Here is a 21,824-nt window from a genome sequence, read left to right on the forward strand (position 1 = left end):
ATAATTAAAATTTATTCGTACTGGTTATATTCTAATACACCAAGATTATACTTTAATTCTTCACTCAATCTTATATAATAAAACTGAGAATTGATGTAATTTGTTTTTGCATTCTGATATGATGTATTGGCAATTAAAACATCTAATAATTTGCCAGCACCAAGACTATATTTTTCTTGTTCAATCTTTAAGTTTTCTTCAGCAGCTTTTACGTTTTTTTCTGTTACAAGTAATCCTTTTTTTGCAGCTTCAAGATCAAGAAATGTTTTTTGAAGGTTTTGTTTGATAAGTCTTTCAGTATCGTTTACTTGAAGTTCATAATTCATAGCATCAACCTCCGCACTTTGGATTGCATTTTGTGTAGCAAACCCAGAAAAAATTGGAATACTGAGTGTTAAACCTGCAGAATAATTATGAGACTCAAAAATATTACCTAGACTATTTGCAAATGAACCATATCCAAGATTGCCAGATAATCTTGGTAAATGCCCTGATCTTGCAATTGTTAGATTGTCATAATATGAATCTAAACTTAATTTTTGTGCAAGATAGTCTTTTCTGTTTTCTAATGCCGTGCTAACTAGTTCATTAAGCTGATTGAAGTCAGTGTTTACATCAGTATCTAATATTTTTAATTCTTTGTTAGTGAGTGTTTTTGAGAATGAATAATTTTCTAAAACATCCAATCCTAAATAAAAAAGTAAATTACTTTTAGCGTTTTCAAGAATATTATTTTGTTGGATTACCTGCAATTCAGCATTACCAGTTTGAACCTGCTGTTGATAAACATCAGCTTTAGTTAACGAACCTAGTCTGTTTCGCTCTTCTATAGTTTCAAGATTTTTTTGCTGTTGCTTAACATCTTCTTCTCTAACTTTTAAAAGTTGATCCGCTTCAACAACTGAATAGTAAAAGTTAATTGTTTGAAAAACCACTTCCTGCTTTTTACCTTCAATTGATAACTTCAAAGCTTCAAGCGTGTTTTTACTCCTGGAAAGATTAGCATAGTTCGAAAGTCCATCAAACAAAACTATGTTAGAATTAGCACCTACGCCATATGTGCGTGATTCGCTTGTGCTTTTAGGAGCAGGTATGTTAACACCATTAATATTGGTAACTCTGCCAGCTTCTTCAGATCGATTCCAATCCCAACTTCCAAAAGCATTTAGGTTAGGTAAAAAGTTACCATAAGCAGCATCAACACCTGATTCACCCCTGGATAACTCATTTTCCTGTGAAATTAATCCTGTGTTTTTTTGCAAAGCAATTTTAATTGCTTCATCTAGAGTTAACTCTTTTTGAGCTAATAAACTGTTTGTAGATATTAATAATAAAATAGAAACTAAGAATAATTTCATTTGTTACTCCGGCTGTTGGATTGAAAATTCATGCTTACTGTAAAAATACAACAATAATTTTAATCTATCTTTGATTTCGACCACTCAAAAATAGGTTAAGAAGACGTTATAAACGGACTTTAAGTACGAATGGTAAAATAATTACACTTACGGTATCAATAATATATAACAAAAGCTACCCGACTTTGGTTCAGCAGTGATAATTATTTTATTATAGGTTGATTCTAAATGCCAAATGAATAATATTCCAATTGAAAAATTATTAACAGAGGTAGTGATGAAAAAATACTCATCAAATATTGTATCTTTTTGTTTGATCTTAGGATTGTTATTTACACTAAGCGCAAATGATCTTGCATTTGGACAACAATTCAATAAAATCAAGAGTGATATACCTGGCGGAGGTACTGGAACTACAAACACACAAGTTGAATCAAGCGATAATACTTTATTGTATGTTGTTGGTGGAGCAGTTGTTGTTGGAATAGTTGTGTACGCACTGATGCACGATAAAAAAGAAAAATCAACAAAGGATACAACTGCAGCAATTTTAAATGATGAATATTTAGATCAAAATCTTTCGTTAAATGAAAAGATTTTAAATGCTCAATCGCAAATACCAATTAATATTTCTTTTGGAATGCTGCGAGAAAAATCATGTAGTGATGAAAAAAGATATTTTATTGGATTAAATTACAATTTTTAAGTAAGCTGATTTGTTTTTTAAAGCTGGTCCTTAATCTCCATTAAATACTTAAAAGCTTCTTCATAATTGTTGCCAATTTTTCCATCAAGAATTGCTTCTTCGATTGCTGTTTTAATTTCGCCAACTTTTCTTGATGGTTTAAGATTACAGATTTGCATTATCTCTTCACCTCTTACGGGTGATTGAAATTCCCGCAGCTTATCTCTTTCTTTTACATCACGAACCTTTTGCATAACTCGCTCATAATTGCCAAGATACTTTTCCACTTTAATCGGATTTTTACTTGTAATATCTGCTCTACAAAGTGTTATCAAATCCTCCAAATCTTCACCGGCATTTACTACAAATCTTCTTATGGCTGAATCAGTTACTTTTTCATTAGCAAGTGCAATTGGTCTTAGGTGCAGCCTAACAAGTTTTTGAATATAGTCTAATTGAGTCAACGGCAATTTCATTCTATGAAATATTTTTTTCATCATCCTTGCACCAAGATCTTCGTGACCATGAAAAGTCCAACCAATTCCCTCAACAAATTTCTTTGTTGGAGGTTTTGCAATATCATGAACAAGTGCAGCAAATCTTAACCAAACATTTTCAGTTTCTTTGCAGATATTATCCACAACCTGAAGTGTGTGCAAAAAAACATCTTTATGATGAAAATCCTTTCGTTGATCCACACCGGCCATAATAAATATTTCCGGGAAAACTATTTCAAGAACAGAAGAATCAAATAACAATTTTAATCCAACAGATGGCTTTGGAGAAGCAAGAATTTTTAGAAACTCATCTGTTATTCTTTCTTGCGAAACAATTGACAATCTTTCACGCATTTGATTTGCAGCAATCATAATGCTCTCATCCACATTGAAATTAAGCTGAGAAGCAAAACGAAATGCACGCATTATCCTAAGTGGATCATCATCAAAAGTTTTAAATGGATCAAGAGGTGTTTTGATTAGTTGATTTTGGACATCATCTAATCCGGAATAAGTATCAATTAAATTTCCATAATCTTTTTTACTCAAAGAAATTGCAAGTGTGTTAATTGTAAAATCTCGTCTAGCAATATCATCCTCAAATGTTCCATCTTCAACTGTGGGTTTGCGTGTGTTACGATCATAGGATTCTTTTCTTGCGCCTACAAATTCAATATTCATTCCCTTAAATTCAAAATGAGCAGTGCCAAAATTTTTAAAGTAAGTTACATTTGCAATTCTAAGTTCTTCGGCAACTTTTTTTGCAAAATCAATTCCACTTCCGATTACGAGAATATCAAGATCGTTTCTTTCACGATTTAAAATAATATCACGAACAAATCCCCCAACTGCATAAACTTCAATATTCTCTCGATTAGCAATATTGTATATTGTTTTCATGATCTCAAGCTCAGTTACTTTTTGCTTTATCAATATTTCTAATTCTTTATTCATTACTTTATCTAATAGTAATAACGTTAAATTTAATTATAGGAATCATAAACAAATCCTTGCAAAACCCGATTTGCATTTTTATAGAACCAATCTGTTTTTTTAAACTGCTGCTGCATGGCTGTATAAAAAATATTTTTATCTTTCACCCTAAGACTTAAAGCCGCATATTTTCTGGCATTAATATAATCTTTATTGTAAAGCATATATTCTGAAAGTTTGAAGGCAGCGTAACTGCTTTCAATATTATCAACAACGAATGTTTTATTGAATGTTTTTATTGCTTCTTTGTATTTAATCTTTTGATCATTTAATAAACCTATAACAATTGGAATGGAATTATAGTTGTAGGATTTATTGTTCAGATCAAATAATATTTTAAGCTTTAATGAATCACTACCTTCTAAATAATTTTTTAATTCATTCACTTGAAGTAAACTTAATCTAGTTTTACAAAGATAATTCAATTGATGATTTGGATTATCAATTATAATTTTTTTATAACAATAACAAGAGGAAGAATCATTTAAATTTATTGAATACAAATCGCCTAATCTTAAGGAAATATTAGCGTAGTAAGGCGTATTGTTAAACTTTTTAATATTCTCTTCTAGAATATTAATTGCTTTATCAATTTTATTCTGCTTTAAAAATATTTCAGATAATCCAACGAGTGCTGAATAATTTATTGTTTTCTGATTTATCTCGTTAAATATCTTTTCAGCTTCATTAAATTTATTTTCTGAAAGTTTTAAGTAACCTTTCTTTAATCTATCTCCAATATATCTTGGGCAAACCTTTTGGATAATGGATAGTCTTCCAAAATAATAATCAGCCATTGGTTTTGTATTTATAGAATCAGAAAAAGAAAGATCCTGAAAAAATTCTTTCTGTACAGTCTCAATTTTATTTTTGAAAACAGAATCAAAACCACCAGTTCCATAAAACTTTTTAACTTTTTCTATTCCATATTTATTTATAAGAAAATCTATAAATGCACCGCTATAAATGTAAGCAAGTGTAGAATTACCTTTGAAGAAACTTAATCCTGTGAATAATGATTTTAAATCGACAGTATAACCGTTATTATATGCTACCTTGGTTAGATACTTTATAGATATATCATTTGATATTGGGTCTTGAGATTCAGCCATTCCTTCAATTAAAGCAGGGTTAAAACCAGATGCGATTTTAAATATCCCACTTCCAAATTCAGCTGTAAAAATATGAGCTAATTCATGTTTCAATGTGTTTTGCCAAGAATCTGCACTAATATAAATTGAATATTGCCATGGTTTTGCAACATCTGCATTGCCAGCACCGAATAATGTTTTTTTCTGTTCTCGATTGTTAAACAAATAAACATTTATTTTTTTTGAGGGTTTTGTTTTTAATCCATCTAATAATTCTAAAAAATAATATTCCTGATTTAATGCTATTAGCTGTGCTTGTATTGAATCAATATCATCAAAGTGCAAGATTAATGCTTCAGATTCAATTTGTTTAGGCAGGATCGAATTTAATTTTGCAAAGGTGGTGCTAAATCCAAAAGAAGTTGAAAAGTATTGAAACAAGTAAATAGTTAAGATTATAGAAGCCATAAAATAAAATTTATACTTCAAAACAAACGTTGTTCTTTTTAAGAATAGAAATATAATCGACAGTGAAAATGCTGTAACAACTACCTGATGAAAAAATAATTTCCAATCAGCGCTTAAACCTTCATCATAAATATTTCCGGGAAAGAAGCCTATTAGCGGCGAATAAAAGAAAACTTGCGGATTAAAATAAATTTCTAAAATTGGGATGAGTGCTGTAAAAAAAATTACAATAAAAAATAAAACCCTTTCATATTTTTTAGCAATGATGTCGGATAAAAAGGCTATTGCAGTTCCAAACAATATAGAAGTACCAACAATTAAAACATAAAAGATTAATCCATCAACAAAAGAGCAAAACATTGTTAATATAGAATGGACAAAAATAACTAAGAATGGAATTAAAAAAAGAATGAGAAGATTTTTAATAAATCTGCTAATTACAAAATCAGTCTTTCGAAGAAAATTTAATGTCTGCAAACCGGCAAGAACACTAAGAAGTAGACCATTTATCACAGAAAACTCATAACCAAAAGTATTTGTTAATGGTAATTGGGTTAGCAAACTACTTACTACGAATAAGACAAATCCATAAGGTAAAAGACCATTTTTATTAATAAATAATTTTTTAATATTCATTTTACTCGTTGTTCGATGATGTTCGTCTGAGATGATGTAGTAATCATACTATTTTGTAGAACTGATTTTACTCTTGTAAATATTGCCACCATTGCATGCAATTATAAAATTACCTGAATTCAACTGCTTGATGTCATTTAATATAAGAGGCTGCCCAACATATTTTTTTGTCCAGGATTTTCCGGAATCATTTGAAAAAAAAATCTCACCAATATTGGATAAAATTATCCCCTCTCCATTATTTTCAAAACTAATTTTGTACAAACCGGAATTTGATTCGAGATCAATTTCATACCACTCTTCACCGCCATTTTCAGTTCGCAAAACTTTCCCTTCGCCCCCAACTATAAACCCTAAAAACTCATTTACAAATAGAACATCCTTAAAATATGTATTAGTCTTACTTGATTGTTTTTGCCAGCTTAAGCCGCCGTTAGTTGTTTTAAGAATTGTACCATTCCAGCCAACAATAATTCCATTTTTTGAATCCGCAAAACTAATACTGAATAAATTTTCATTTACATAACTATTGGTTGCGTGCCATGTTAAACCCCCATCATAAGTATTAAGAATCAATCCTCGACTGCCAACAATAAATCCAATATTGTGATCTATAAAATAAATTTTAAATAATGTTTCGGCAGTGTTAGAATTTATTCTTTTTATTTGATTTGAATTATAGTTAATAATTCCAATAAATCCGGTTGAACCAACAATTATAAGTTTATTATCTGTATAACTCACAGAGTTAAAATTATTAGAAAACTTTGAACTAAATTTTTTCCAGTTGGTACCTCCATCTGAAGTTTGCATTACAAGTCCGGAATCACCTGCAATAAAACCCTTATAATCATCAAGGAAAGCAATGGAATTTAAATTTTCATATGGGCCTATTTTGATTAAATCCCATGTACTCTCTTTTACAAAATTTGGATTACTTGAGTAGTCTTGCGAGTAACTTAATAATTCATTATCAGTTTTTTCTTGTTCTTCCATAATTACTGATTTAACAACATTAAAAACGATTACAACTAATCCGATAAAAATTATAAAGAGTAAAATGTTACTTACTGTTTGAAAACCTTTTGTTTTTTTTTCAATAGTATGGCTCGGGAATTTGTCTTCTACGAATGGTAAAGATTGTTGGTTTTCTTTTTGAAAGGAATAATTTTCACTTAAACTGATAATCGAATTTTTAAAATCCGCTGCTGATAAAAAATTATCGTTAGAAGATTTGTCCATCGCTTTCAAAATTATTTCATCTGCGGTATATGGAATTGAAGTAATCTGCAATGATACTTTTGATGGAATTTTATTTACATGAGAATCAATTATCTCGTAAATAGTTTGCGAGTTATATGGATGAACACCCACCAGCATTTCATAAAAAGTAATTCCAAGAGAATAAATATCGCTCTTAACTGTTATTAAATTTCCACCAAGCTGCTCTGGGCTCATATAGAGCAGAGTTCCTGGTCTAGCATTTTGCTGTGTTATAGATTTTAATTCATCGATAGATTTTGAAATACCAAAATCCATTATTTTAGGATTGCCATTCAAATCCAAAATAATATTTGATGGTTTTAAATCTCTATGAATAAAACCTTGTTGATGAGCAAACTCAATCCCATTAAGAATTTGCACCATTAATTCCAGAGCATAACTAAATTCAATTCTTCCGCTGTCGTGGATAAGACTTTCAAGAGTATCGCCTTCTATGTATTCCATAGCAATACCGAGTATATCTTTCTCCTCAACAAATCCATAAACGGAAACAATATTTGGATGCATCAACTTTGCTTGATTTCTTGCTTCTCTTTTAAACCTCTCAACAAATGTAGAATTGCGCGATGTGTTGAGATTAAGAATTTTTAATGCAGTGTATCTTTCAAGCTTAACATCAAATACTTTATAAACCGAACCCATTCCTCCCTGCCCCAAAAGAGAAATCACTTTATAATGTTGTATCCGTCTGCCAATCATTTTGTTATGTCTATTACTATAAATGAGTAGTCATCAAATGCACCACGAAGTTTTACTAGTTTTTTTAATTTTGCTTTAATTTCTTCGAGATCATTAATAATTAGTATTTCTTCAAATTCTGTATTACTAATTAAATTAGAAACACCATCCGAACAAAGAAAAAATCTATTGGTTTCAGCCTCATTAAGTTTTAATTTACTAATATCAGGTTGGATATTTTCATTTTCACCAAGAGCTTTAATAATCACATTTTTTTGAGGATGATTTGCCGCTTGTTTATGTGTAATGTATCCCTCGTCCAGCAATCTTTGAACAAGTGAATGATCTTTAGTTACTTGAGAAAGTCTATTAGATTTTAAATGATAAATTCTTGAATCACCGATGTGTCCCCAAAAAGCGAGGTGATCTTTAATAAAAATCATTTCTAAAGTTGTAGCCATGTTTTTTATAGGAGCACTTGCAGTAGAATGATTTAAAACAAAACTATTCGATTCTTCAATAGCAAGTTTGACTCTTTCCAGATAATCATCACCTTCAGAAGCAGAGAAAAAATGAAGTGCTGATTTTAGGGCAATTCTTGCCGCTAAATCACCACCATTATCCCCACCAACGCCATCACACAAAACTGCCAAAAGCCCGCCGTTTAGTTCTAATAACTCTATAGCATCCTCATTATATTTTTTTTCAGCCCCAGGACTTGTAAATTTTGTATAATTAAACCCCATTAAGGGACCTCGTCTTGTTTGTTATCTTCTAAATTCATCTCTTAACCAAAAATAAGAAAATATAGTCTTATCTGCCTTAAAATTTAGAATTACATTTGTGCTCCAATAACAAAACAGCCTAATTTGTTTAACAAACGCTATAGGATTATATTTGCAAGCGATTTTTTGATTCATAAATCATTTTAGAACATCACTTTATATACTTTTTAATGATTTGGAATTGAATCGTTTTGAGCTTTTATTGCGAGAATGGCGGAATTGGTAGACGCGCTAGACTTAGGATCTAGTACCGAGAGGTGTCGGGGTTCGAGTCCCCGTTCTCGCACTTCATATCATCCCAATCAAAATATTTGAGGTTACGGTAAAAATGGAACATAATGTAGTTGATTTAAATTCTTCTGAAAAGGAAGTAGAAATAAAACTTCAGTACGATGAGATAAAAGAGGAAATTGAAAAAGAAGTAAAAAAACAATCCCAAAAAATTCAGGTTCCCGGTTTTAGAAAAGGCAAAGTTCCTGTTTCTATGTTAAAAAAGATGTACGGAGATGCACTTGAATATGAAGCTGCTGAAAAAATTTCAAATACATTTTTCTGGAAAGTTGCTGAAGAAAATCAATTTAAACCAATTGGTCAACCAACAATGACGGATTTAAAATTTGAACCTGAAAAAGAGTTAAATTTTAAAGTTAAGTACGAAACTATCCCAGTTCTAGATGTAAAAGATTACAAAGGCATTTCACTTGAAATTCCTGATTTTGTTGTCACGGATACAGAAGTTGAAAAAGAAATTGAGTACATCCGCAAATCGAATAAAACTTTGGAAGATGCTGAAAAGATTTTAGACAATAATTTTGTTATTGATGCTGAAGTTATTCTTGCCGAAAAAAACGGTGAAAGAATTGGTGAATCAAAACCTGAAAAAATGCAAATTGATTTGACGGCTGATGGAGTTGCAAAAGACATTGTTGAAAATGCTAAGAATAAAAAAGTTGGAGAACATTTTAACTTTTCTTATAAGGATGAACACAAACACAAGTTAGAAGATGGAACTGAAGAGGTCCATAAAGAAGAATTTAATTATCAAGTCAATGTATTGGGTATTAAAAAAATTGTTCTTCCAGATTTAACTGAGGAGCTTATTAAAAAGGCTACCAAAGATAAGGTTTCTACCGAGACTGAACTTAGAGAAGAAATAAAAAAAGATATTCAAAACTATTACGATCAGCAAACGGAAGAATTTGTAAGAGCAAAGCTTGTTGGAGAGATAGTTAAGAATAACGATTTTGATCCTCCTAAAAGTCTTGTGAATAATATTCTTGAAGAATATGTAAAGAATGAAGAAGAACGATCCAAAAAATCCAAGTATCCGTTTAACAAAGAAGAAACAAGAAAACGACTATTAAAATCTGCAGAGAATGAAGTAAAGTGGTATCTAATTAAAGCTGAGATACAAAAAAATGAAAAGATTGAAGTTTCAGATGATGAGATTAAAGAATTAGCTGAAAAAGAAGCCGAGAAAATTGGGATTCCTGTTGATAAAATTATTAACTATTATAAAACATCTAATCAGGCAGAAAGAATTGTTGATCAGAAACTTTTTGATTTCCTCAAATTAAATAGTACAATTAGTAAAGTTCACCCTGATAAATTAAAAGTAAAGCAAGAGGCAGTAAATGAACAATAATTTTGAAATTTATAATCAGTTAGTTCCTTACGTTATTGAACAGACTGGTCGCGGCGAACGTGGAATGGATATTTATTCCCGTTTACTTAGAGAAAGAATAATATTTTTAGGTACGGCAATCGATGATCATGTTGCAAGTTTAACAATCGCACAGCTAATTTTTTTAGAGGCTGAAGATTCTGAAAAAGATATTAATATGTACATAAATTCCCCTGGAGGTAGTGTAACAGCAGGATTAGCAATTTATGATACTATGAAATTCATAAAACCTGATGTTGCTACAATTTGTGTTGGAATGGCAGCAAGTATGGGCGCAGTTTTATTAGCTGGTGGCGCGGCAGGTAAACGTTCTTCCCTACCAAACTCTAAAATTATGATTCATCAACCTTGGACCCAAGGAATTGGTGGTCAGGTTACAGATGTTGAAATCCACGCAAAAGAATTAGTTAAAACACGCGATTCATTATATAAAATATTATCTCAACACACTGAAAAATCAATTGAACAGATAGCTAAAGATTGCGATCGAGATTACTTCTTAACAGCTGAAGAGGCAAAGGAATATAAGCTAGTTGATAATATAATTGAAAAGCGTATCCCAATTAAATAATATTAAGGGCTGATTTTTTCAGCCTTTTTTTTTGAATAGCAATTTTTATAGTAAATCTAGTAATTACTACAAAAGATGAAACCAATTCTCACAAAATTTCTGATAGCAATTTTATATTTATCAGTATATAGCAATTTTTCATTCTCACAAGAAAATCGGATTAAGCTATTTGATGAATATTTAGTTGATTATATACGAATAAAAAAGGTTCCTTCTATCTCTGCTGGCTTGTTGGAAAAAGATAAAGTAACTTGGCTTGGAAGTTTTGGGAATGCTGATCTTGAAAATAATATCCCGGTTACCTCATCCTCTTTATACCGAATTGCCTCTATCAGTAAACCAATTACAGCCGTTGCCATATTACAATTATGGGAACGCGGTCTTATTAGCCTTGATACTGATGCTAGAACATATATTCCAACTTTTCCTGTAAAGAAATATAAATTTACAATCAGACAGCTATTAAATCACACATCCGGAATCAGAAATTATAAAGAGGGTGAATTTGACAGTAAGAAATTTTATGCTACAACGGAAGAAGCTCTAAAATTATTCGCTTATGATTCACTAAACTTTGAACCGGGGACAAAATATGAATACACAAGTTTAGGTTATACTATTCTGGCTGCTATTATAGAAAAGGTAAGTAAAACTAGCTATGAAAACTATTTGAAGAAAAATGTTTTATTGCCGGCAGAGATGAATTCAACATTAATTGATAAGCAGCGTGAAATTATTCAGAACCGCGTAAGAGGATATGAGAAAAATGCAGAAAGTAATATAGTAAATGCCCCATTAGCTGATCTTAGTGTTAAAGTTGCCGGAGGTGGATTGCTTTCAACATCTAAAGATTTGCTAATGTTTGCAAAGGCTATATTAGAAAACAAATTGCTCAAGCAATCAACATTTGATATGATGGTTAGAAAATCAAGACTAAAGAGTGGAAAAGAAATTGATTATGGTCTAGGATTTTCATTGACATTTGAAAATGATTCATTAAAAAACATTTCACACAATGGTGCTGGAACAGGCTTCAGTTCTATGTTACTTATAAATCTAAAATTAAAATATGCCAGCGTGCACTTGATAAATATAAGAGACAGAAATCTTGGTTTACCCGCAAAAGATATTTTAGAAATGTTATCTTCAGGAGTGATGATAAAACCGACTAAAACATTAGCAGAAGAATTGATGAAAACCTATTTATCCTTCGACATTGATAGCGTTAATCGTAAATTAATTTTTATATACAAAGATGAACCACAAGAATATTCACTAAATGAGGATGAGGCTATCTTTTTTGCCTCTGACTTGATAGAATTAAATAAAACTCCAGATGCAATTATCTATTTAAAAGAAGTATTAAAGTTGTATCCAAAATCATTTAAAGTTTTAGTCTCTATCGCTGACTCGTATTTAAAGGATAATAATGTTGGTCTTGCACTAAGATATTATCGTTTGGCTTCACAGATAGACAATTCGAATTACAGAATAAATAGTCTAGTAAAGAGATTGAGTAATAAATAAGTCATTTCCGATATAATATTTTTTTAGTATCTAACCTTCTAAATTAAACTGCCTCTATGTGAACCATTTTAATAATATTACTGTTATTCTGTTATGATTGGATATAGATTTACAAAATATGATCCTAAGTTGGATCTGGTTGATTCTTCATTTGATAATCTATTGAAGGTGTTTCTTCAATTGTTAACTATATCATCTGGTGATGTTAATGAAGCGCTTAGCTGGATGAATGAATTAGACCGGAAATATAATCTGACCGATGATAATTATGGCATGGGTGATTTTATAGATGATTTGAAGAAGAATAATTTTATTAAGAATGAAGAATCGGGGCTTAATTTTATTCCTACATCAAAGTCAGAGAGAACTATTAGAAAACAGGCGCTAGAAGAAATTTTCGGAAAGCTTAGACAATCGATGAAGGGCAATCACAGGACCTTTATTTCCGGACACGGTGATGAGCCGACTTCTGAAAAGAGACAATACTTATTTGGTGATTTAATGGAACAAATTGATATGACTGATTCCATTAAAAATGCACAAATAAATCATGGAATTGATGAGTTTAATTTAACTGAAGACGATCTGGAAGTTGAAGAGCGGGACTATAAAACTATTACATCAACTGTATTGATGATAGATATCTCTCACTCAATGATACTGTATGGTGAGGATAGAATAACTCCCGCTAAAAAAGTTGCTATGGCTCTTTCAGAATTGATAACTACTAGATATCCTAAAGATACTTTAGATATAATAGTTTTTGGCAACGATGCATGGTCAATTACTATAAAGGACTTACCATATCTTGAAGTCGGTCCGTATCATACAAATACTGTTGCAGGTTTAGATCTTGCCGGAGACATATTGCGAAGAAGAAAAACCAATAACAAGCAAATCTTTATGATAACTGATGGAAAGCCTACATGCTTAAAGGAAGGGGCACGATATTATAAAAATAGTTTTGGTTTAGATCGTAAAATACTCAATAAGACTTTAGATCAGGCTGCAAAATTCAGAAGAATGGGAATTACAATTACAACTTTTATGATTGCACGCGATCCTTATTTACAAAAGTTTGTTAGAGAATTTACACAAACTAATAATGGAAGAGCATTTTACAGCAGTCTCTCGGGCTTGGGTGACTTTGTATTTGAAGACTATATAAGAAACAGAAAAAAAAGAGTAAGGTAAATTATTTATGATAGATATTTCAAAAATTAAAACTCTTGGTGATCTAAAGAAAACAAATTACAAGCCAAGATCGATAAAAGACGAATTGCGCCAAAATATGATTGATGCGTTAAAAAATAATACTGACCCATTTGAAGGGATTTTTGGATACGACGAGACCGTTTTGCCTGAACTGCAAACTTCTATTCTATCCAGACATAATATCTTATTGTTGGGATTAAGAGGACAAGCAAAAACCAGAATAGCTAGATTGCTTGTCAATCTGCTTGATGAGTATATTCCAGCAGTTGAAGGAAGCGACTTGAATGAGGATCCACTTGAACCCATTGCAAATGAAACAAAAAGAAGAATTAAAGAACTTGGTGATGAAACTGAGATCAGATGGATTCATCGATCTGAGAGATATACTGAAAAACTTGCCACACCAGATGTAACGGTATCAGATCTTATTGGCGATGTAGACCCAATAAAAGCTGCCACACTTAAACTTCCCTATTCTGATGAAAGAGTAATTCATTTCGGTCTAATTCCAAGATCTCACAGATCAATTTTTGTAATAAATGAATTACCGGATTTGCAGGCTCGTATACAAGTCTCTTTATTTAATATTTTGCAGGAAAGTGATATACAAATCCGTGGATTTAAAATCAGGCTGCTGCTAGATATACAATTTATTTTTACTGCCAATCCAGAAGATTACACGAACAGAGGTTCAATTGTTACTCCATTAAAGGATAGAATTGACAGCCAGATTATCACTCACTATCCAAAGTCAATTTCGGTTTCACAAAGGATTACTGAGCAGGAATCTGATATTACTGATCAACAAAATTCTTCAGTAGTAGTGTCCCCACTTGTAAAAGAAATAATTGAACAGATTGCTGTTGAAGCAAGGTCCAGTGAATATGTTGACGAAAAGAGCGGTGTATCAGCAAGACTAACAATTTCAGCATACGAAAATCTTTTAAGCTTTGCAGAAAGAAGAAAAATAATTAATAATGAGCCTAAAGCTTATTGCAGAATTAGTGATATAGTTGGGGTAATACCTGCAATTACTGGTAAAGTAGAATTGGTGTTTGAAGGCGAGCAAGAGGGGCCTGCAAAAGTCGCGAATATTTTAATAAGTAAAGCGATAAAAAGTGTATTTGAGAAAAATTTTCCAAGCCCTGAATTGCTCAAGAAAAGAAAAGAGCAAAATCCTTATGTTTTAATTACCACATGGTTTGCAAAAAATAATGTCGTTGATATTCTATCTAATGCAACAAATGATGAGTATAAAAAAGTTCTCACTAGTATTCCCGGATTGCAAAAAATTGTTGAACAAAATAAACCTGACGCAGATGAAAATTTATCTCTACTTTATATGGAGTTTATTTTACATGGTTTATCAGAATATTCGCAACTAAGTAAATTGAGATTAGATTCAGGTTTTCAGTTTAAAGATATGTTAAGTAGCATGTTTTCAATGAGTGATGTTGAAGAATTAGATCCTGAAGACGATCCTGATTATTTTAAGTAGATATAAAAAAAGCCGGATTTGATTTACAAATCCAGCTTTTAACTTAAATAATTGGAATTTACTTCAACAACATCATTTTTCTAACCTGACTATACTCACTACCATCAATACCATTTACATCTAATTTGTAAAAGTATATTCCGCTACTAACTTTCTTACCAGTAAAATCATTTGCATTCCACTGAACTGTGTGAACTCCAGAAGTCATTTCGTTATTAACAATTTCGCGTACAGTTTCACCAAGCAAATTAAATATTACTAGCTTAACATTTGAGTTTACAGGAAGTGAAAATTTAATTTGTGTACTTGGGTTAAATGGGTTTGGATAGTTTTGCTCAAGCACAAAATCTGCCGGGGTTATATCCATTACTTCTTCAACTGAAGTAATATTAGCTAAACTAAAACCAATAGATTTTACATCTGCAAGACCGATGCTTCCTACAAGTGTACCAACTGCTGTAAGTGTATCTATTGCAAATAAATCACTAATTGTAGTACCAGTTCCTTTAACACCAAATAAATTTCCAGTTCTATCAAATGTCAGAGCAGTAGTATTTATGCCAAATCCTGTTTGTCCGATTCTTGTTGTGTCACCGGTAGCTAAATTTACTTTTATAATTCTATCTTTTGGAGTTCCAATAGGATTTCTAACAGATCCCCATATCTCATTATTTAACGGATTAAATGCAATTGCAATACGTGAAGCTTGCATTGTAGATATTAATGTTGAGGTACCAGCTAGAGTATCAATCTGATATAATTCGTTCGAAGTAGTTGTAGCAAATAGATTGCCTGTATTGTCATAAGCAATGGATAGGATGTTAGGCAAATCTAAATCCTGATAAAAATATGCATCACCCAATTGACCATTAACTCTGTATAGCGAAGAGTTGACTGAGTTTGTTCTAATACCAAAAATCTGATTAGTAAATGGATGTACAGCCATATAAACAAAATCAGAATAATTGGAGTTACCTAAATTAGTACCTGTTCCTGTTGTTTTATCAATAAAAACTGTTTCATTATTATTTTGCGAGCCGGACAAGCCGTATAGATTATTGCTTACAGCAGTAAACATCTCATATCCAAAACCATTTAACTCAATTCCTGTTAAAGTTGTAGAGTTATTAGAAATACTGTAATTAATCGTTTGTGCTCCAAATGATGAAGGGCTAAATGTGAAGCTTACAACCACAGAATCAAAAGAATTTAAAGTATCTGGAAATATATTATTGGAAACCAGAGTAAAGTCACCTTGTGATGCTGGAATAGAATTAATTATTAAAGGTTCAGATCCATAATTAGACAGGATTACTTCCAATGTATCACTTGTGAAACCAATTTCGTTTGTTCCAAAATCGAGAGAACTTTCACTTTGATATGTATAAATACCTGAATAAGGTTGCAATCTAACCTGTCCAACGGCTGTAGCATAATTATTACCGCTACTGGCATATTCGGTCAACATCCAGAAACTATACTCATCCGCTGGATCCAAAAAGATTCCCATGTAATCTCCCCATCGGTTTCTTGTACCTCCAAATGTTTTAACATAATTACTCAATCCTTCTTGTAATGTATATGAATTACTCAGACCTGCCGGATCAGTTGCTCTTCTTGATGTATAATAAGCTCCAACATACTCATTATCGCCAGATCTTGAACAGGTTATCACAACATTGCCATCCTTATCCACAGCTAAAGCAGGGTAAAAATAAAAATAGTTATTAGCACCAAGCTCGGCACTTTCAACCACGGAATTTGATGCAACATCAATCTTCGCATATTTGATACTGGAGTAATTTGGGTATACACTATTACGTATAGAATGAGCAGTATATAAATAACCTTCTCTAAATATTGGAGCATTTCTAACTTTACTTCCACCTGATTCAAGCAATGGACTGCCGCCACCAAGTTGATTAGCAAGCGGTGTTGGTCCGAAAAATGGGACACTTATGTTAACGCCTGTTAAAGTTGGTGTAGTCAACACATTGGATATTTTATAAACTGAATAAAAATTACCACCATTACTATTTACATAAATCATATAATGCCCTCCTGCAGGAGAATATTGAAATGATGGACGTAAACTCCAAGCACCAGAGCCAGAATTTGGAATACTAATATTCCAAATATCTTTATAACTAAGAGCACCCGCATTACTAGCATATAATTCTGCTTTAGATATGATCCTGATTTTTGGATACTGTCCCACACCAGCAAAAGAAAAATTATTGGTTGAGATATAAATCGCTTCGTCATCAAAACCAATCTGAGGGAAATCACCCCACAGAGTAGATGGTAAACGGTACATATACCAAGTTCCAAATGGGTCTGAATCATCTGAATAAGCTATTAAATCTGCAGCTTGCTGGGCAACATCATCAACCTGCATAAATACCATTACCCATCTGCCTGCATAATGATCATAAATAATTTGGGGATCTCCGCTCTGCGATGGCCAAACAGCAGACCACCACTGAGTTGAATTAATTAATTTTAATAGATTTCCTTGTTTATCATAAATCCGAATTCCATCACCATTATTTGTAAGGACCATGACATGATTTGGACCAACAGCTATTGTAGGATCGGGTGGAATAACATTATTATCTAAGGCTATATTCCAATTTTCTATTAAAAAAGTATTGTCCCCTATTCCATTCGGATTGTCAATTACATTTGAATCTTCAACATAAGTTGGCTGAAAAATGTTTAACCCATCATTTTCAATTATCATCGGTTCCGAGATGGGATAGATTAGATTTTTATCATTAATTCTTTTTTCTATATTTCCGATTGGTGCATCAACAAAAGTTCCAGTGTTTACCATAGCTCCCGATGATACACTTCCTGTAACTGGACCAGTATAAGATACCTGAGAAAAAACCATTATTGAACTAAGCAGAGTAACTGCCAAGATAATTGTATAAGTCCTTCTTAGCATTATTTCCTCGTAATTTAATGAAACAAATTATTTAAATATTCTATTTAAGTTATTACCCAGATAAAGATATTAAGCGGGATTTTCAAGCCATAAATTGCGGTCGATACAATTCAAATTTTTAATAAAACTTCTTTACTTTCTTTTAGAAAACTCATCAAGTAAGTACTTGGCAACTGCTTCAGCTTCCTGAGGTTTTAATCCCGGGTTTGGCATTGGCGGAAATGCAGGATCCACTTTGATTGGATTTCTTATAAAGGCAACAAGTTGTGATTCTTTGCCAATATATTTTGGTAATACATCAAAGTGAGCCGGTCCAACAAGTTTTTGATCAAACTTATGACAGCTTGCACATCTTACATCATATATTTCTTTTCCACTTACTGTCGCAACAGTGCCTTCCCCTTTAAGTTCGGCCAGAATTTTATCATACTCTGTACTCAACACTAATGAATGCTTTTCAGTTGCATTTGTCATAGCCTTTTGATCTTTAACAATAAATGCAATCCATGCAAATATTAAAATAAAGAAAATTAATGAACCGAATCTATAATCATTTTTAAATTGGATCATATAGAAAAGATGATATGCAAGGAATATTAACAACACACTTATAATTGTATAGATAAATATAGAACCAGATAACGTTGAGTTTGAAAATGAAAACAGATTAATCGCTATTAAAATGGGTAATGGGATTGAAGCTCTTAATCCAGCTTTGGATGCAGTGTCTTTAACAAATTTAGTGTATAAAGGATCCTCATTCTTTCTAGATTCATTCCAGTAAAGATGTATAAATAAAATAGCTCCATTTGTAAGAGTAAAAGCAAAAGCGATGAAGATCATTAAGTTTAACAAAACTTTGGGCGCTGCTAAAGAAGTTATTAGACCGGGAAAATTCCAACTTGTAAATGTTGTTGCTGAGGTGATGGCGGCAACATAGAACCACAATCCAATAAATAAAAATACTAGACCGGCCTTGCCATAGTTTAAACTTAAATATGATGAGGTTGCTTTAATTTTTCTATAATCTTCTTCTGCAGATTTATCTGTAATCTGGGTCGCGCTTACTGAATCAAAAACATTGCTTACCATCATAGAATAACGGTAAGTATAAATCATAAACAAAGCAACAATAATTAAAGCTAATGATAATGCAAGAAAACTTACTGTTTGTATCTGAGACGTATGTAAAAGTTGAGCAAATATTAAAATTGCGGCTATAAGTGGAACAATTCCTAAAATAACGCCAACGCCATTGTTAACGGTTACATATTCAATTACGTCTTTTGAAAACTTTTTATAATAGAGCGTTTTAGTTTTTCTAAACTTTTTACCGTAATGAATAGAAGCAAATGTGCCGCCAAAAATTATGCTGATAAACGGTACAAAGAGTGCAAGAATTAGTATCAACATATAGTGAAGCAGTTCAATATGTTCCGCTGATTGAGGTAAAACTAATTTATCTAAAAAATCCATAACAGTTCACTTTGTTTTTTTGGTTTATGAAACAAAAAGTTTATCAATTGATACAACAAGCACTACAAACAAAGCAAAGTAGTTAATGCTTCTAAAAGCAAATCTAAAAGCTGATGTTTCTTGTGTCTGATGTAATAAGTTTATCGATTTATATGCTAGCCAAAGTGCAGCAATGAATAGACTGTAATTTATAAATTCATTCTGTGATATTTGAAATAATGGAATCAACAATCCAGTAACTCCTGTTGCTACAATCCAAATAAAAGTAATTCTTCCTAATTGCCTCTGATTAAATATCTGTGTTAAAGTTGGAAATCCGGCTTTCTGATAATCCTTATCCAATACCATTAACAGCAACCAAAAATGAGGTATCTGCCAGATGAAAAAGAAGAAGGATATTAAGATTATTTGCGGATCAAAAAGGTAACCGCCGCCAGCAACCCAGCCAACTAATGGTGGAATGGCACCAACAAGTGAACCCGGAATTATTGCAAGTGCAGAAATCTTTTTTAGAGGTGTATAAACACCATTGTACCAGATAAGATTAAGCAATCCAAATGCTAATGTTAATAGTCCACTTCCAATAAATAATAATAATGATCCCAAAATAATTAGGGATAACGATATAGTCAGAACTGATGAAGCAGAAATTTTCCCGGATGGAATCGGACGATTTTTTGTTCTATCCATCATTGCATCAGTTTTTCTTTCCTGAAAATGGTTTAATGCTGCTGATCCGCAAGCAAGCAATAGAATTCCAATTGTTGGTAATAAGATATTAACACCAATAGAATTTGTAGCAGCAATAAATCCAAACATAGTTGTGATAGTCACAAAAATAGTAATTCTAAGTTTTGTTATTTCAGTAAATATTTGAAATTGTTTTTTCAAATTATTAGTTGCCTGCACCGTTAATTGTTGAATCAGTCATTTTAGTAGAATCAGAATTTGTGTTTAACCACACATTAAAATCTGCTTCAGTAATAACTTTTACTTTATTGTACATATAAGAATGGTTTAATCCACAATACTCTGCGCATGCGATATCAAAATAACCCAACTCATCAGCTTTAAACCAAACAGTTCTTGTTTGATTTGGATAAACATCTTTTTTTATTCTAAACTTTGGGATATAAAATGCATGATTAACATCCAATGAAGTAAGATTAAGTTTGATTGCTTTATTAACCGGAACATATAATGAGTCAAATGTTTTTCCATTTTCATATTTAAATCCCCATTTCCACATTTGCGCTGTAACTTCTATGGGCAGCGCATCTTTAGGGACTTCCGACATATCAGAATACCCAACCCATCCATACCAAAACATAATCAATACAAGAATAGTAGGAATTACAGTCCATGCAATTTCCAACCCAACATTGCTGTGTACATTTGTTGCTTTAGGATTTTTTTTACGATTGTATTTTATCACAAAATAAATCATCAATCCGGTGATAAGCACCAAAAAAAAGACTGATACAATCAACGTAAAAAGAAAAACAGCATCAACATTATGCGAAAAATTGGATGCACCATTAAACATATTTAATTCCTTACGATAAAAGAATAATCGGAGAATAATAAAATAAACGAGACTATTAGAAACAGTAACGCAACACCTACAAACACTCTAAATGTTAAACTTTCACTTCTTAAGTGCATAAAAATTGTGAGCACTAAATAAGTTTTAATTGAAGCAATAATAAGTGCAGTTGCAATTGTTAGTCCGCCAAAATTAATACCTGCTACCGCCACAGTAACACCTGTAAGTGTCATCAATCCGAGCCAAACTAAAATGTACACTCCGTAGCCATGGCCGTGTTCTGAATGTATTTCCTGATTTTGTTCCATTAGCAAATCCTTAAGTTATCAGATAGAAAAGTGGGAATAAGAAAATCCAGATAATATCAACAAGATGCCAATATAATCCAGCTGATTCTAATTTAACATAACTATCATCATTAATAATTCCTTTTGAAGTAAACCGCATCATTACACCAATTAAAACAACTCCTATAATAACGTGTAATCCATGTAAACCTGTCATCACATAATACAAACCAAAGAAGACAATTTCACCAGCAGGTTTTGATAATAGTGTATCCGATCCGGGATAAATACCATGATGAAATTTAGCGCTCCATTCGAAAAATTTATTTACCATAAATCCAAGCGCAAGTATAATGGTGATGAATTGAAAAAATACCGACAATGATTTTTGTTTTCTTTGGATTGCAGTAATTGAAAGTGCCATTGTTAAAGAACTTGTTAGAAGGATAGCAGTATTAAAAGTTCCAACAATGGTGTTTAATTCTTTTGCCGCAAGATGGAATGCCTCAGGATATTGATAACGATAAATTGAATAGAGTATAAACATACCTCCAAACAAAACTAATTCTGTAAAAAGGAAAAGCCACATACCCAT

Annotated in this window: 17 protein-coding genes and 1 tRNA gene; 7 read left to right on the top strand and 11 right to left on the bottom strand. The window is 31.8% G+C overall.

The window, feature by feature from the left end:
- Positions 1 to 11 precede the first annotated feature (11 nt).
- Positions 12 to 1,358 (bottom strand): TolC family protein, encoded by a 1,347-nt coding sequence (locus IPJ23_02660; protein MBK7629618.1) that lies wholly within the window; start codon positions 1,356 to 1,358, stop codon positions 12 to 14.
- Positions 1,359 to 1,635: 277 nt separating this feature from the next.
- Here IPJ23_02660 and IPJ23_02665 point away from each other — a divergent pair, with 277 nt between their 5' ends.
- Complete coding sequence (locus tag IPJ23_02665) at positions 1,636 to 2,064, top strand: hypothetical protein (GenBank protein MBK7629619.1); 429 nt, start codon at positions 1,636 to 1,638, stop codon at positions 2,062 to 2,064.
- A gap of 17 nt (positions 2,065 to 2,081) precedes the next feature.
- On the opposite strand, the gene IPJ23_02670 is transcribed toward IPJ23_02665, so the two are convergent.
- Genes IPJ23_02670 through IPJ23_02685 form a run of 4 tightly spaced genes read right to left on the bottom strand, consistent with a single transcriptional unit; the run spans position 2,082 to position 8,436 of the window.
- Positions 2,082 to 3,494, bottom strand: a complete 1,413-nt coding sequence (locus IPJ23_02670; GenBank protein ID MBK7629620.1) for an HD domain-containing protein — start codon at positions 3,492 to 3,494, stop codon at positions 2,082 to 2,084.
- Positions 3,495 to 3,523: 29 nt separating this feature from the next.
- The gene (locus tag IPJ23_02675; GenBank protein MBK7629621.1) at positions 3,524 to 5,728 is read right to left on the bottom strand and encodes a hypothetical protein; all 2,205 of its coding nucleotides are present in this window, start codon (positions 5,726 to 5,728) and stop codon (positions 3,524 to 3,526) included.
- A gap of 48 nt (positions 5,729 to 5,776) precedes the next feature.
- The gene (locus IPJ23_02680; protein MBK7629622.1) at positions 5,777 to 7,711 is read right to left on the bottom strand and encodes a protein kinase; all 1,935 of its coding nucleotides are present in this window, start codon (positions 7,709 to 7,711) and stop codon (positions 5,777 to 5,779) included.
- Positions 7,708 to 8,436, bottom strand: coding sequence for a serine/threonine-protein phosphatase (locus IPJ23_02685; GenBank protein MBK7629623.1), 729 nt, complete (start codon positions 8,434 to 8,436; stop codon positions 7,708 to 7,710). Before IPJ23_02685 ends, IPJ23_02680 begins: the two co-directional genes overlap by 4 nt.
- 243 nt (positions 8,437 to 8,679) lie before the next feature.
- Between IPJ23_02685 and IPJ23_02690 the strand changes: the two genes are divergently transcribed.
- The 6 genes from IPJ23_02690 (at position 8,680) to IPJ23_02715 (ending at position 14,970) form a co-directional block, all read left to right on the top strand.
- Positions 8,680 to 8,761, top strand: a tRNA-Leu gene (locus IPJ23_02690).
- 42 nt (positions 8,762 to 8,803) lie between these two features.
- On the top strand, positions 8,804 to 10,120 hold the full coding sequence (gene tig / locus IPJ23_02695) for a trigger factor (protein MBK7629624.1): 1,317 nt from the start codon (positions 8,804 to 8,806) through the stop codon (positions 10,118 to 10,120).
- A complete protein-coding gene (gene clpP / locus IPJ23_02700; GenBank protein ID MBK7629625.1) occupies positions 10,110 to 10,730 on the top strand; it encodes an ATP-dependent Clp endopeptidase proteolytic subunit ClpP in 621 nt (206 codons plus the stop codon). Before tig ends, clpP begins: the two co-directional genes overlap by 11 nt.
- A 75-nt stretch (positions 10,731 to 10,805) precedes the next feature.
- The gene (locus IPJ23_02705) at positions 10,806 to 12,257 is read left to right on the top strand and encodes a serine hydrolase (GenBank protein MBK7629626.1); all 1,452 of its coding nucleotides are present in this window, start codon (positions 10,806 to 10,808) and stop codon (positions 12,255 to 12,257) included.
- A gap of 93 nt (positions 12,258 to 12,350) precedes the next feature.
- Entirely contained in the window at positions 12,351 to 13,451 is a 1,101-nt protein-coding gene (locus tag IPJ23_02710) for a hypothetical protein (protein ID MBK7629627.1), read from the top strand.
- A gap of 7 nt (positions 13,452 to 13,458) precedes the next feature.
- On the top strand, positions 13,459 to 14,970 hold the full coding sequence (locus IPJ23_02715; GenBank protein ID MBK7629628.1) for an AAA family ATPase: 1,512 nt from the start codon (positions 13,459 to 13,461) through the stop codon (positions 14,968 to 14,970).
- A gap of 58 nt (positions 14,971 to 15,028) precedes the next feature.
- On the opposite strand, the gene IPJ23_02720 is transcribed toward IPJ23_02715, so the two are convergent.
- From IPJ23_02720 to IPJ23_02745, 6 genes are all read right to left on the bottom strand, one after another.
- A complete protein-coding gene (locus IPJ23_02720) occupies positions 15,029 to 17,920 on the bottom strand; it encodes a T9SS type A sorting domain-containing protein (protein MBK7629629.1) in 2,892 nt (963 codons plus the stop codon).
- 132 nt (positions 17,921 to 18,052) lie between these two features.
- Positions 18,053 to 19,396, bottom strand: a complete 1,344-nt coding sequence (locus IPJ23_02725) for a c-type cytochrome (GenBank protein MBK7629630.1) — start codon at positions 19,394 to 19,396, stop codon at positions 18,053 to 18,055.
- A 24-nt stretch (positions 19,397 to 19,420) separates the two neighbouring features.
- A complete protein-coding gene (locus IPJ23_02730; protein ID MBK7629631.1) occupies positions 19,421 to 20,287 on the bottom strand; it encodes a protoheme IX farnesyltransferase in 867 nt (288 codons plus the stop codon).
- A 4-nt stretch (positions 20,288 to 20,291) separates the two neighbouring features.
- A complete protein-coding gene (gene coxB, locus IPJ23_02735; GenBank protein MBK7629632.1) occupies positions 20,292 to 20,942 on the bottom strand; it encodes a cytochrome c oxidase subunit II in 651 nt (216 codons plus the stop codon).
- Positions 20,943 to 20,944: 2 nt separating this feature from the next.
- Positions 20,945 to 21,250, bottom strand: coding sequence for a cytochrome C oxidase subunit IV family protein (locus IPJ23_02740; GenBank protein MBK7629633.1), 306 nt, complete (start codon positions 21,248 to 21,250; stop codon positions 20,945 to 20,947).
- 10 nt (positions 21,251 to 21,260) lie between these two features.
- A complete protein-coding gene (locus IPJ23_02745; protein ID MBK7629634.1) occupies positions 21,261 to 21,824 on the bottom strand; it encodes a cytochrome c oxidase subunit 3 family protein in 564 nt (187 codons plus the stop codon).

The sequence above is a fragment of the Ignavibacteriales bacterium genome, from assembly GCA_016709765.1.
In the GTDB taxonomy this organism is placed as follows: Bacteria; Bacteroidota; Ignavibacteria; order Ignavibacteriales; family Ignavibacteriaceae; genus IGN3.

What these genes read in the sequence shown, in the direction of transcription:
- IPJ23_02665 (MBK7629619.1), top strand. Translation starts at nt 1,636, where the DNA reads ATGAAAAAATACTCATCAAATATTGTATCTTTTTGTTTGATCTTAGGA.
- IPJ23_02715 (MBK7629628.1), top strand. Translation starts at nt 13,459, where the DNA reads ATGATAGATATTTCAAAAATTAAAACTCTTGGTGATCTAAAGAAAACA.
- IPJ23_02720 (MBK7629629.1), bottom strand. Translation starts at nt 17,920, where the DNA reads ATGCTAAGAAGGACTTATACAATTATCTTGGCAGTTACTCTGCTTAGT.
- IPJ23_02680 (MBK7629622.1), bottom strand. Translation starts at nt 7,711, where the DNA reads ATGATTGGCAGACGGATACAACATTATAAAGTGATTTCTCTTTTGGGG.
- IPJ23_02740 (MBK7629633.1), bottom strand. Translation starts at nt 21,250, where the DNA reads ATGGAACAAAATCAGGAAATACATTCAGAACACGGCCATGGCTACGGA.
- IPJ23_02745 (MBK7629634.1), bottom strand. Translation starts at nt 21,824, where the DNA reads ATGGGTATGTGGCTTTTCCTTTTTACAGAATTAGTTTTGTTTGGAGGT.
- coxB (MBK7629632.1), bottom strand. Translation starts at nt 20,942, where the DNA reads ATGTTTAATGGTGCATCCAATTTTTCGCATAATGTTGATGCTGTTTTT.
- IPJ23_02675 (MBK7629621.1), bottom strand. Translation starts at nt 5,728, where the DNA reads ATGAATATTAAAAAATTATTTATTAATAAAAATGGTCTTTTACCTTAT.
- IPJ23_02710 (MBK7629627.1), top strand. Translation starts at nt 12,351, where the DNA reads ATGATTGGATATAGATTTACAAAATATGATCCTAAGTTGGATCTGGTT.
- IPJ23_02725 (MBK7629630.1), bottom strand. Translation starts at nt 19,396, where the DNA reads ATGGATTTTTTAGATAAATTAGTTTTACCTCAATCAGCGGAACATATT.
- IPJ23_02705 (MBK7629626.1), top strand. Translation starts at nt 10,806, where the DNA reads ATGAAACCAATTCTCACAAAATTTCTGATAGCAATTTTATATTTATCA.
- tig (MBK7629624.1), top strand. Translation starts at nt 8,804, where the DNA reads ATGGAACATAATGTAGTTGATTTAAATTCTTCTGAAAAGGAAGTAGAA.
- clpP (MBK7629625.1), top strand. Translation starts at nt 10,110, where the DNA reads ATGAACAATAATTTTGAAATTTATAATCAGTTAGTTCCTTACGTTATT.
- IPJ23_02670 (MBK7629620.1), bottom strand. Translation starts at nt 3,494, where the DNA reads ATGAATAAAGAATTAGAAATATTGATAAAGCAAAAAGTAACTGAGCTT.
- IPJ23_02685 (MBK7629623.1), bottom strand. Translation starts at nt 8,436, where the DNA reads ATGGGGTTTAATTATACAAAATTTACAAGTCCTGGGGCTGAAAAAAAA.
- IPJ23_02660 (MBK7629618.1), bottom strand. Translation starts at nt 1,358, where the DNA reads ATGAAATTATTCTTAGTTTCTATTTTATTATTAATATCTACAAACAGT.